This window comes from Pedobacter sp. (assembly GCF_039594775.1).
Lineage (GTDB): Bacteria > Bacteroidota > Bacteroidia > Sphingobacteriales > Sphingobacteriaceae > Pedobacter.
This window is the reverse complement of sequence record NZ_JBCNMT010000014.1, coordinates 25,190-38,292: the sequence shown is the minus strand read 5'-3', so window position 1 is coordinate 38,292 and position 13,103 is coordinate 25,190. Positions and strand designations below refer to the sequence as shown.

Below are 13,103 nucleotides of genomic sequence, written 5' to 3'. Positions count from 1 at the left end.
TATTTATTAATTTTAATATAAAAGAATAAAAAACAAATAATTATTATTAAAAGAGCTCGTAATTAGGGAACAAGTTTTTGGCCTAGCAAATTTTATTAGACTATAACTCGTTAATTTCTGTATTTTTGCCACTATGAGTTTAAACGTAAAAAGTCCAAAAAATTCGTTTACGGTGATGAATGAGCTCGTGCTGCCTAATGACACGAACACGCTAAATAACTTGATGGGAGGCAGATTGCTGCATTGGATGGATATTGCCGCGGCCATATCTGCCCAAAAACACTGTAATAGAATTGTGGTAACGGCCTCGGTAGACAACGTTTCGTTTAAACAACCTATCAAACTTGGCGATGTGATCACCATTGAAGCTAAAGTAACCCGTTCATTCAATACTTCAGTGGAAGTGCGCTTGGACGTATGGGCAGAAAACATCCCTTCGGGAACAAGGGTAAAATCTAACGAGGCCTACTACACCTTTGTAGCGGTTGACCAAAGTGGACGAACCATTCCAGTACCTGAAATTAAACCCGAGACCGCCGAAGAAATCGAACTTTACGAGGGCGCATTACGCCGCAGGCAGTTACGTTTGGTATTGGCGGGAAAAATGCAACCTGATGATGCCATAGAGCTTAAAGCTTTGTTTGCAAAAAATTAACACCTTAATAAAAGGTCGAAAAGGAAAGGATATATGACGACCTATACCATACTTATTGTCTTAAGCGCCTTAGTCATCTTCTCATACTTATTTGATTTGGTGGCCAGCAGAACCAAATTACCATCTGTTTTGCTGCTGCTAGTATTGGGCATCGGCCTGAGAATTCTAGTCGACAAGCTACAAATTCATACTTTTAGCTTTTTACAAATATTACCCACATTAGGTACCGTTGGACTTATTCTGATTGTTTTTGAGGGTTCGTTGGAACTGAAATACGCAAGGGAAAAGAACAAAGTCATTAAAGGAGCATTTTTATCGGCGTTGCTGATTTTAATTGCAACAGTTGCTGTAATTACCTTTATCATTTACCAAATTACAGGACAAACGCTTTACCTATGCTTTGTAAATGCCATTCCTTTTAGCGTCATCAGTTCGGCTATTGCCATTCCTTCCGTTTCCAACATCAATAAGAAAAGCAAGGAATTTGTGATTTACGAAAGCTCGTTCTCTGATATCCTAGGGATTATCCTTTTTAACTTTGCTGTGGCCAATCAGCATATCACAGTTGGTTCTTTTGGACAATTAGCCATTAATACTATCCTTATCTTGTTATTATCGGTAGTAGCCTGTATTACGCTGCTATATCTCATGGGCAGGTTAAGGCATCACATCAAGTTCTTTCTGATCATCTCCATTTTGATTATGGTTTATGCCATTGGGCAGTCCTTCCACCTATCGGCATTGGTCCTTATTTTGTCCTTTGGCTTGTTCCTTAACAATGCCGATGCCATTAAACACGCTTGGTTCAGGTCGGTCTTTATCTACAAAAACTTATCTAACGACCTTACCCAACTACACCAGCTTTCCGCAGAAACGGCCTTTATCATCAGAACTTTCTTTTTTGTGATTTTTGGTTTTACGATGAACATTTACGAGCTGGACAATTTCAATATCATTGCCAATGGTATCATTATGCTGGGCAGCATTTATGTCATCAGATTTGCTTATTTATATTTCTTTAAAAGGGAACATGTTTTGCCCGAAGGCTTTGTCACCCCAAGGGGCTTGATCAGCATTTTGCTTTACTACAATTTGCCTCAACACATGAAGTTGGCCGAAATTGGCACGCCGTTCCTGTTTATGGTGGTTTTGGGCTCTAGTTTAGTGATGAGCATCGGCCTAATGTCGACCAGAAAAAGACAAACTGCTCAAACCGAAGCGGGACATTAACCACCGTTCACATGCTGTATGGGTTCAAAATAATTGAGGTATTTCTCTAATTTCTGATAGTTTTGTTTGAAATACTCGACATTACCATTTACTTTCAAAGTCAATTTTCCGGCAGCAATTTCCGAAACGCCACCAACCACAGCTCCTACTGCGGCACCACTAGCGGTGAGCGCTGCAGTAAGTTTCAACATATCTTCAGTGGCATCGCCGTTTTCATCTAAAGACCAAATAGCAGCTCCTGCTACCAAACCTAATAAGGTACCACCAGCTACCGCTTTCCCAAACGTTAAGCCTCGTTTCCTTACTTTAATTTTGATGATATCCGCAGTTCTAAAAATGATATAATTGCCTTGATAGTCTTCAATCCCTATCCCTTCTGGGCTCACTTTTTTCAACTGTCCTTTGGTGGTTTTGTAGCGATAAGAGGTCACTTTTACTTCGTAATCTCCAACATTTGCCACTTGGGCAAAGGAAAATTGCGACAACAGAATGCTGCACAAAAGCAGGATCAATATCTTCATTATAACACGATGTTTGGTTGGCTGAAAATATCAATAGCAATGCCAATACCACACGTTCATTACCGAATGTTTAGATTTTAACAAACATTAACATTCGGCATATTTGCACTAGCTTCCCATCTCCAAAATCTTATCAAATTCAGTTGCTTTTAAAGGCATTACCGATAAACGACCTTGACGCACCAAAGAAATATCTTTTAAGCTTTCTTCTGCTTTGATTTGTTCTAAGGTCACTGGATTTTTTAAAGATTCAACCGGAGCTAAATCTACCACTACCCAATTAGGGTCTGAAGTTGTTGGATCTTGGTAAAATTCTTTCACCACCTTGGCTACACCTATCACGTTTTTACCCTCGTTGCTATGGTAAAACAAAACCAAATCTCCTTCTTTCATCGCTTTCAGGTTGTTACGTGCCTGGTAATTACGCACACCATCCCAAAAGGTACGTCCATCTTGGTTAAATTTTTCCCAACTGTATTTAAAAGGTTCGCTTTTTACTAGCCAATATTGTGTTTTGCTCATGATTTAATGTATGCTAACTTAATGTAGCAAAAATAACAAACTCAAACAAACACTTAGCATATTTTAGCTATTGCTAATAACATCTTAAATGGAATATTAAAAAGATGCGCCACTTGATTCATTTCTTTTATACAACCAGCATAAAATAACCCGATAAAATGAATACTAAGTTAAGCGCACCTTTTAAGTTGAACGCTATTTGGTGATAGGTTTATTGCTTAATGTAGCGGTGGTTACAATACTTCTCCTGCCTGAGGCAGTAACCACCATACATTTCAAGGTTATTTCTTTACCTGCGGGAACCGTAACTTTAATTGGCGATTGATAGTGTTGATCCACATCACTTGGCTCATATCCACTTAGGGAATAATATATCTTGGCATTCTTCACAGAAGGCTGCAAAGTAAACTCAAAGCGATCTCCGGTGTAAGTTTTATTCTCAATTCCTATCACCTCTGGTACACGATAGGTTTTTCCGGCTTTGTCCAACAACTCCAGATGATGGGGAACTCTTACCTTCGAAAAGTTATCCCAGTCTTTGTTTTCTAATTTTGTCCAAGCAATTTCCGATAAGGCATAAACCCTTGGCAAAATCATATACCAAGCTTTAGCAGGGCTTTTCACATACTCTGTCCATAAGTTAGCCTGCACGCCAATTACATATTTTTTCTGTTCGGCAGTTAATGTATCGAGGGTTGGATTAAATGAATAAACGTTTTTCAATGACGAATGACGGGTGGGGCCATGGCTAATGGTAATGGGTTCCTCTGCCGACACTGCTTCTCTATGATCTAAATAAAGATGTGAGCTAGGCACCATGATCACGTCATGCGATTGTTGGGCTGCAGCAATTCCGCCCTTTACTCCTCTCCAAGCCATTACCGTAGCGTTTGGTGCCAAACCACCTTCTAAAATCTCATCCCAACCAATCATCTTACGTCCTTTTGCATTCAGGTATTTCTCCATTCGCTTCACAAAATAAGATTGTAGCTCATGCTCGTCCTTCAAACCATTATCTTTGATTCGTTTTTGGCAATAATTACAGGTTTTCCATCTGGCTTTGGGGCTTTCATCACCACCGATATGGATATAGGTTGAAGGGAATAATGTCAATACTTCATCTAACACATTTTGGAGAAAGGTAAAAGTTTCTTCCTTTCCGGCACAATACACGTCTTCAAAAATACCCCATTTCATTGCTGCCTTATAAGGTCCGGGATGATCGCCACATCCTAATTCTGGATAGGCAGACAATGCCGCCAATGAATGTCCTGGCAATTCAATTTCCGGGATTACGGTAATGTATTTTGAGGCAGCATAACGCACCACTTCTTTTACTTCCTCTTGAGTGTAATATCCACGATAAGGCTCATTGTCGTAAAAATGCTCTTTATCTCTAAGATGGTTCAACAAAGTACCTTCCCTGCCAGAAGCGATGCTTGCCAGTTTGGGATATTTCTTAATTTCAATTCTCCAGCCCTGATCTTCGGTTAAATGCCAATGAAAATAATTCAGTTTATAAGCAGCCATCACATCGATGTAAGCTTTGATGAACGACATTGGAAAGTAATGACGTCCTACATCTAACATTAAGCCTCTGTATGGATAGCGAGGTTCATCTTTGATGGAAACAAAAGAGATGGCATTGCCATTAGCCGCTGTAATGATTTGCGATAAGCTTTGCAGTCCATAAAAAATCCCTCTTTCAGTTGAAGAAAGGATCCGCACACCCTTTTCATTAATGGCTAATTGGTATCCATCGGCCACCATACCTGCATTGTTTTTTAAGGTTAACGATAGTTTTTGGCCTTTACCTGCTGCCGATGTGTTTTTTGCTTGCGCCAACACTTGCTTTGCAAATTGTGAAATGGTGTTAGGGTTTGCTCCAAATCCTTGCATTACAACGCCAGCACTAGCTGAAAGCTTAATATTTCCCTTTCCCATTTGAACATGTTCTGGCTTGGGGATAATGGATTGTACGGGATCTTGAGCTTTTGTCTGTAATGTCGACACACTTACGATCAAACCGGTAAGCACCAATATAAATTTATTCATCATAGTATCACAAAGGTTTAACATGGGTTATCGTTCAAAACATTACCCATTTGGCGGACCAAACGACCCGCCATTGTTTAGGTTTAATTTTATTTATTGTATTTAAGCGAAATATGACCAAAGTAGGCAGCAACAGTGGTGCTATAAGTACCGCCAACATCACTGGTTGCACTTCCTACGTTCTTATTTTTTGCTCTTATTCTGATGTATACATTGGTTAATCCCAATGCCGAATTAGGGAGGTTAAAATTCATCACCTTATATCCCGGTACTTGGGTCAACAAAGTACTGGTCCAGTTCACTACATCTTGGAAAGTGAAATCTGCCACATGGTTCCAAGTGCCGCCGTCCATATTAGAGGTGGTTGACCACTCAATTGCCCATTCTCTAGGTGCTCCGGTAGCTACCATGCCTTCAAGTTGTAAAGAAATTGGTTTAGTTATGTTGGTGGTAGCAACTTGGATCATTAATGCTCCGCCTCTATTTTTTGAAGTGTTCCACCAGCCCCTGGCGGCAAAAGCACCATTCGTGATCTGACCTTTTGCACCCGTAGGATCTGGCACCAATGCATTAAAGTCGTTTGTGCCGTATATTCCCGCAGCGGCGGTATAGTTCAAATCTGCAAACTCGCTATGGCTAATTTTTCCAGTGCCTATAGTTGGCGTTAAAGGATTGCTCGCTAAGGTAGCTCCCGTTTGCAATTCGCTTCTGAACCTATCCCACTCTACCAATACATTTGAAAAACCTTGATCTCTATCCTTCTTCAGCTCGATATCGCTTTGCGAGAAATGACGAATGGCGTATTTACCTATATTGCCACCATATCTAGCTAAATTCTCATAAACAATCACTCCACTAATATCTCCCGAGCCTTGTGGAACTTGTTGTCCGTTACGGCGATAAGACACTCCTGAATTGGTTAACATATACATGCTATTTCCATCAATGTCCCTGATATTTGTTGGATAGCAATCGGTTCTAAATTCGTAACCCTCGTTAATGTTGTAATAAGAGCCATTAGAAACAGAAATTTCAACATCCTTAAGTTTCACATAGGTATATACATCGTTATCTACCAGGTTTTTCATGTAAATTTCCCTAGCGACTAAAGGCGTACTGTTCTCCACTTTTTCCATCACGTTTAATGAAGGAATGTTAGAAATAGTAGTAGTGGCAGGATTGGTTGTTTTGGTAATACTGGTGTTTTTTAGCCAGAGCTTTATTTTTTCGTTTCTGCTAAAAATATGGTCTCCAGCGGTCTTCATCCGCAACCTGATGCCTGAACTGCCATCCAAACTTTGTACGTAAACTGTAATGGCATTTTCGGTTTTATCGATGACATGCTTGTTACTGGCCGAATTAGGATTTAAGGCAGTATTCGGATTTCCCTTATCTACCAACACAATCCCTTCAATGTAAATATCTTCGGTTACTTCTCCGGCAGGCAACGCTTTCACGTAACTGAAGTCTTTTTTCACGGCGTTTTGGTATTCGCCAACTGGGCTTTGGGTAATGAGAATCGAATCCTTTACGGTAGTGCCCAAGGCATCCAAATACGACAATCTTAACAGGGCTTCACGTGGCTGGGGAGAGCTACTGCTGGCCACATCCATTAACAAATAGGTACCATCGTAGGAAATGCCCGACAACCAATTTTCTTGGCCTGCGGTGCGATATACCGTTTCCTTTTTAATTTTATCAAAAGGAATGTTGGTATTCAGCACTGTTTTCATTTTTCCAGCACCGGCTACGGCATTCATGTTGGCATCTACTAAATCTATTGCTGGCGTTAAGCCCCGTTGTTGAATAAAAATAGTGTCGACAATGCCTTTGGCTTTTACATAAATTTCAAGGGAACGTGGCAATTTGTTCTTGTTGGAAGTTACGGTAGCCAGAAATTCCGATTTACCAGAGCCACTGGTTTTATTGAGTTGAAGCCAATCGTTAGCGCTTGTAGCCAGTTCCCATTGATCATCTGCATACACCTGTACTCTAGTGGTTGCGGCCGAGTCAGCCAACCTTACAATCCTGGCATTTAGCGCCAAATCGGTACTAAACTCTACTAATTCCTTTTTTTTACATCCCCAAACTGCTGCGAGGATCAAAAGGAGGCAAAAGGAAGCCTGTGCATATTTTTTCTTAGAAAACAAAAAACGTTTCATGTGCTCTTTATTTTAGTTCGATAGTTATTGGAAGATGGTCGGAAAATTTCCGAGTAAAATCATCCCTGATAAATTTTCCAGCTACTACTTTTGACTTTAGGTCTTTAGAAACATAGATATAGTCGATACGATGTTTGGCCGGATTGATTTCTGCAGCATTCGCAGGGTCTTTTTCAGCCAAATGCTTGATGATGTCTACCAAACCAAAATCTAAAATGCTTTCCTGTACTTCAAAATCCAATTCGTTGCCGTTAACCAAATTATTATGGTTCTTATTTTTAGCTTGGGCATCTTTTAGGCGCTTTAACAGTTGTCCATCTGCATAATTTGCTTTATCAAGCGGCGAGTTAGAGTTAAAATCACCCATAACAACAAGCTTTTTTGTCATTTTCCGCTCTTTTATTTTTGCCAAAATCGCAGCTATCTCTGTTCTTCTCGTCAAGTAATTATGTGGATTTAAATGTAACACCACAATGTTGTAACCATTTACCTCGGCTACAATATAGCCATGGGTAATGCCTTCGTTTATCTTTTCTACATTAGTAATGGGATAGCGGGAAGTTAGGGCCGTTGGGTATCCTTTTTCTTTTACCAACACACTATAGTTATGTCCATAACTTTTGGCCAATGCTGCCAAACTTTCGGCAGTAAACTTGTTGGCTTCTTGTATGGCAAAAATGTCGGGATCTTGATTTTTCACCCATTCTACAAATTGCTGTTTACCTTTGGTGGTATCTGTTTTCATTCCCTCCAAAATATTGTAGCTGAGTATTCTCAGGTTGTATTGTGCAGCAGCAAATTGATTTGAAATCACCATAGCAATCATGACTAGGGCAATTTTTATGATATTCAGTTTTTTCGTTTCCATTATTTATAGGCGTTATTGTGTAGTTTACCGTCTGAGCGCAAAATCTCATTGTCGGGTATTGGATAATATTCATGATAAGGGCGAACATTTTGCTTAATGTCCACAAACTCATTGGCTACGGTATTCATGATGGATTCGTACCAGATTCCCCAACGTACCAAATCCCATTTACGACCATACTCTCCCATCAATTCTCTAGCTCTTTCTTCCCTTACTTCCCTAAAAAATTCTACTTTTCCGGGGTATGAGGTGAGTTCCAAGTTGATACTGGCTGATGAAGCTTGGGAAGCCCTTCTTTTCACTTCGTTAATGCTACTCATGGCTAAGGCTACATCATCAAGTTCATTGGCGCATTCGGCCATCAACAACAGCACATCGGCATACCTAAACACTTTTTGGTTATTGCCATCTGCAAGATTATCCATTCCTGGGCACCAAAATTTTGCACCCATCCAGGGTTTTCCGGTACCATTTCCTGATTGTGGACGGGTAAAGTTTTGTCCATTGTAGGTGTAAGCTAAAATGATATTCCTACGCGGATCCCACACATGATAAAGGCTCATGAAATAAGCTGATGGGCTTACCGAGGTAAATGGATTAGCTTTATCGCCCAACTCTGGAATGTTAATTCCGTTGTAAGTGCTGGTATTAGCGGTACGTGGTGGTGTAAAATAACAGGCCACCTGGGTAGTTTTCTTTAAACCAGAAACCGACCAAGTGTATTGCACTTCAAAAATCGACTCGGGCTTATTTTTATTCCTAAAGTAGGTATCTTCTAAAGGATATTGCGCCAAGGCCCCATAAATAGTCTTCACTTCGTTCAAAGCTGCCAAGGCTGTTCCATAATCCTTCTCCCACATCGCTAACTTAGCAATAAGTACATTGGCCATTGATGAAGAGATACGGTTATTTGGCACTTCGGAAGTACGTAATTTAGGTAAAGCATCGACATAGGCCTTTAACTCAGCAATCAGAAACTTGCGGGTATCACTAGCACTCATTCGTCCTAAAGCGTTCACTTTTTCCAAGGTGGCGAGGTTCGCTACATCATCAGTATAGAAGGGCACATCGCCAAAAGTAGAAGTTAAAACATAGTAATAAAGCGCCCTCAATACTACAGCTTCGGCTATTAGAGCTGGCTTTCTATTCTCCGCAATTGGCGCTCCTTTAATCCCTTGAATAGCAGCATTGCAGTACATTATCCCTTGATAGGCCGAGGTCCAGAGCCCCTTGCCCATTCCCGGATTAGCAGGTGACAGTTCGAAACGGGTTTCATTATTCTGGTTGTTCAAAAATGCCAAATCAGTTACTCCTTCATTGGCAAGAATCAACCCTTGGTTAAAAATACTGGTCAATGGGTTATGACAGCCATTTAAAGCGGCTACGCACTGCGCTTCATTTTTATAAAATTGGCTTGGCGAAACAAAATTTTCAGCTTCCTCTTCCAGCATCTTCTTACATGAGGAAAACACAAACACAAAAGCCAATATCGCGATGTAATAATAGTTCTTTTTCATTTTGGTTTCTTTTGGCTTAAAACTTAAATTGTGCACTAAACGTTAGGGTACGACTGTTGGGGTAAGCTCCATTATCCATTCTTCTGATGGTTGAACTACCACTTTCTGTAGAAACTTCGGGATCATATCCGTTATATTTCTTTAGCAAAAAGATGTTATTGCCCGCAGCAGTTAAAATGATAGATTTCAATTTATTATTGGTCTTTTTGGCCAAATCGAAAACATAGCTCACTGAAGCATTTTTCAGACGTAGGAAACTTGCGTCGTAGATGAATCTATCATTCGGGATATCATCTTTGGAATCGGCTCTTGGAATATCAGAATTTGGATTTCTGATCGGATGCCATGCATTAACCATATAACGATATTGGTTAGAAAGATAGGTTCCAGTACCCATAAACAACTCCGTTGGGTTATAAATTTTACCACCGAGCGAATAATTGAAGTAAATATTAATGTAAAAACGTTTGTAACGGAAACTGTTTTGCAAACCTCCATAAACAATAGGATCTGCATTGCCCATATAAATCAGGTCATCGTTGTTAAGCACACCATCATTATTTTGGTCGATATAACGTTGACGACCCGGGGTATAAAATGGTGTAGACGAAGACACATACTTCTTATCGATTTGATTTTGAGTTATTTCTGCTTGGTTTTTCCATACACCCGCGTACTGCATACCCCACAAAGCGTTTAACGGTCGACCGGCCACATAGCCATACATCATATAGTTACCGCCATAAGGGTTGATGTAGGCTGAAACACGTTCAAGTCCGCCGATGTCATCTACCATTTGCTTGTTATGTCCAATGGTAAAAGTGCTGTTCCAATAAAAGTTTTTGGTCGTGATATTTTTTGTACCAAGGGTTAACTCCACACCGTCATTTGAGGTTTTGCCTATATTAGCTAACCTGTTGGTGTAACCTCCTTGGTTAGGTAGTTGTACAGTGAGCAACAAATCTTCTGTTCTGGAGCTATACAACTCAAGGCTCATGTCAAGCTTTCCTTTGAAAAAAGCCGCGTCGATACCTAAATTAACCGATTTTGTCTTTTCCCAAGTTAGTCCTTCGTTGGCAATTCTATTCGGTGTATAAGATACTGGAATAACGCCACCAAAAATATAACCGTTAGAATTGGAACTTAATCTGGCTAAGGATTGATAAACGCCAACGGCATCATTTCCTGCCACACCAGCACTTAATCTGATGGATAGTTCATCAATTGCTCGCACATTCTTTAGAAACTTCTCAGACTTCACATTCCATTTAAAGGCTGCCGAAGGAAAGAATCCCCACTTATGGTTGGCTGCAAAGTTAGATCCGGCATCAAACCTTCCTGTGAGGGTTAGATAGTATTTACTGTTAAAATTATAATTGATTCTACCTAAATGCGATACTCTACTCCTGTTTTCTAAACTTGAAGTAGCATTCAATGTTTCTTTTGATGGTACAGCACCCAGATCATTGGTATTCACATCATCTATAAAATAACCGTCGCCACTGGCTGAAAGATCAGAATACCAGTTTTTTTGTAATGTAAAACCATACAAGCCTTCGAAGTTGTGCTTACGGTTCCATACCGTATTATAGGTGACGGTATTTTCATTTAAGATGTTATTGGCCCTGTATGCACGTTTGTAAGCATATGCTCCTGTACTTTTACTGGCTCGCGTAGGTAAGGTAGAAGGCGAAAAATTGTCGTCAAAACGGTTATAATCATACAAGGAAACACTGCTTCTAATTACCAAACCTTTGATGGGAGTGACTTCGACAAAGCCCATTGGCGATAAGGTTTTCTTTAATTGGTCTCTTCTGGTAAGCTTAGATATGGCTAACGGCGAATCGAACAAGGTGCCAGAATACCATTGCGTATTCCAATCATTAAAACTGCCATCGGGTTTATAGGCAGCTATGGTAGGTGCCAAAAAGATTGTTGAACGATACCATAAGGTTTGCGTTCCAATATCGGCCTTGTTAATTTCATGATCAATGTAAGAGTAGTTGATCCTTAAACCAGCTTTCACAAACTTGCTAAAGGTTTGGTCGAGGTTTAAACGCAGTTGATAACGCTGCAAACCACTGGCAATGATGATTCCTTGGTTATCGCTATAATTCGCTGAAAAATAATATCTGGTCGATTTATTTCCTCCGCTAACGGTTAACGTATGGTTTTGATAAGGTGCGGTTCTGCTTAATTCTTTGGTCCAATTGGTGCCTTCGCCCAAAGCTGCTGGATTTGGATAAGGGTAATCTTCTAATGGTTTAGTTTGGTTGGCTGTGCTTGAATTGAAAAAACGATCATTTTGCAGTTCGGCAAATTCTTGTGCGTTCATTAAGTCTAGAAAGCTAGGCAATTGCGACACTCCAACATCGGCACGATAAAGTATTTCTGTTTGTCCATCCTTACCGCGTCTGGTAGTGATTAAAATTACCCCGTTACTTCCCCTAGAACCATAAATAGCAGTAGAAGATGCATCCTTAAGTACCTGTATCGACTCAATGTCAGCAGGGTTAATATCGTTCATGCTGCTTACTGCATCCATCACCCCATCTACCACATATAAAGGTTCATTGGTTGCCGAGATAGATCTGGTACCACGGATACGAATAGAAGTACCAGCACCTGGCTCTCCGGAAGTTGAAACGACTTCGGCACCCGCAATACGACCCTGCAACATTTGATCTACCCTTTGTACGGGAATGTCTTGCAGATCTTTCACACTCACGGTTGAAACCGCTCCGGTAAGATCTTTACGTTTCACCTCACCATAACCCACAACCACCACTTCATTCAATTTATTTTGGGTTTCAACCAGCGTAAAGTTCACGGTAACTTCTTTGCCACTTTGTACTACTACCTTTTTGGATTGGTTTTGAAACGAAATATAACTAGCTTCCATGGTGTAGGTTCCCGGGCGTAGCATTACCGTATAAGCGCCATTATTATCGGTGTTCAATATCCTATTGATTTCCGCAATACGCACCGAAGCACTCGGCAAGGGCAAACCGTTACTGTCGTAAACTTTACCACTTACCTTATATTCCTGCTGCATTCGCGAAAGCAACACTACACCATCTTTTTCCACAAAATCAAAATGATTGGTGTTCAGTACTTTTTTTAAGACTTCACGTAAAGGAACATCATCAAAACTTTGATTTTTGACCTTTACCTTATCCAAAGACAGTTCACTGGTAAATCCAAAATCAACCTTGGTTCGTTGTTGCAAATCAAGCACCACCTGATGCAGGTTCCGATCGACATAGTTCGCCGTCACCTTCTTTTCCAAAAGCTGCGCATGCCCATTGGTAGCGTGCAACAGCGGAGCTGTGATCATCAACACAGCATAAAGTATAGATGTTATTTTCATATACCACTTTAATTGCGGTAAAAAGTTCATATGTTTTTTGGTTACGCCCCCAACATAGCCAAGCCGCCGCATTATGTTTTATGCGTTATCTTCACTATTTTTGAGGTATCGGTTAAATAAATAATTTGTTTAACTGCAGATAGCAGCAGCAGGGTCCAATCTAATGCTGTATCGTCATAGAGCAGGTACTTCATGTACCTGTT

10 protein-coding genes are annotated in these 13,103 nt (G+C 40.3%); 2 read left to right on the top strand and 8 right to left on the bottom strand.

Going from position 1 to position 13,103, the window contains the following annotated elements:
- Window positions 1–133 precede the first annotated feature (133 nt).
- Together ABDV71_RS19845 and ABDV71_RS19840 are read left to right on the top strand one after the other, a co-directional pair.
- A complete protein-coding gene (locus ABDV71_RS19845) occupies window positions 134–655 on the top strand; it encodes an acyl-CoA thioesterase (RefSeq protein ID WP_343535694.1) in 522 nt (173 codons plus the stop codon).
- A 33-nt stretch (window positions 656–688) separates the two neighbouring features.
- Window positions 689–1,885, top strand: a complete 1,197-nt coding sequence (locus tag ABDV71_RS19840) for a sodium:proton antiporter (protein WP_343535692.1) — start codon at window positions 689–691, stop codon at window positions 1,883–1,885.
- Here the strand turns inward: ABDV71_RS19840 and ABDV71_RS19835 are convergent.
- The 8 genes from ABDV71_RS19835 to ABDV71_RS19800 form a co-directional block, all read right to left on the bottom strand.
- Complete coding sequence (locus ABDV71_RS19835; RefSeq protein ID WP_343535690.1) at window positions 1,882–2,406, bottom strand: hypothetical protein; 525 nt, start codon at window positions 2,404–2,406, stop codon at window positions 1,882–1,884. The two genes, ABDV71_RS19840 and ABDV71_RS19835, sit on opposite strands and share 4 nt — an antisense overlap.
- Window positions 2,407–2,514: 108 nt before the next feature.
- Window positions 2,515–2,928 carry an EVE domain-containing protein gene (locus ABDV71_RS19830; protein WP_343535688.1) on the bottom strand — a complete coding sequence of 138 codons (414 nt, stop codon included), beginning with the start codon at window positions 2,926–2,928 and terminating at the stop codon, window positions 2,515–2,517.
- 195 nt (window positions 2,929–3,123) lie between these two features.
- On the bottom strand, window positions 3,124–4,986 hold the full coding sequence (locus ABDV71_RS19825) for a family 20 glycosylhydrolase (protein ID WP_343535686.1): 1,863 nt from the start codon (window positions 4,984–4,986) through the stop codon (window positions 3,124–3,126).
- A gap of 86 nt (window positions 4,987–5,072) precedes the next feature.
- Window positions 5,073–7,145, bottom strand: coding sequence for a DUF5689 domain-containing protein (locus ABDV71_RS19820; RefSeq protein WP_343535684.1), 2,073 nt, complete (start codon window positions 7,143–7,145; stop codon window positions 5,073–5,075).
- 7 nt (window positions 7,146–7,152) lie between these two features.
- Complete coding sequence (locus tag ABDV71_RS19815) at window positions 7,153–8,013, bottom strand: endonuclease/exonuclease/phosphatase family protein (RefSeq protein WP_343535682.1); 861 nt, start codon at window positions 8,011–8,013, stop codon at window positions 7,153–7,155.
- On the bottom strand, window positions 8,013–9,530 hold the full coding sequence (locus ABDV71_RS19810; RefSeq protein ID WP_343535680.1) for a RagB/SusD family nutrient uptake outer membrane protein: 1,518 nt from the start codon (window positions 9,528–9,530) through the stop codon (window positions 8,013–8,015). Before ABDV71_RS19810 ends, ABDV71_RS19815 begins: the two co-directional genes overlap by 1 nt.
- Before the next feature lie 16 nt (window positions 9,531–9,546).
- Window positions 9,547–12,900: a TonB-dependent receptor gene (locus ABDV71_RS19805; protein WP_343535678.1), complete on the bottom strand. Its 3,354-nt coding sequence runs from the start codon at window positions 12,898–12,900 to the stop codon at window positions 9,547–9,549.
- Window positions 12,901–12,971: 71 nt separating this feature from the next.
- Window positions 12,972–13,094: a hypothetical protein gene (locus ABDV71_RS19800; RefSeq protein WP_343535677.1), complete on the bottom strand. Its 123-nt coding sequence runs from the start codon at window positions 13,092–13,094 to the stop codon at window positions 12,972–12,974.
- Window positions 13,095–13,103: the final 9 nt, after the last annotated feature.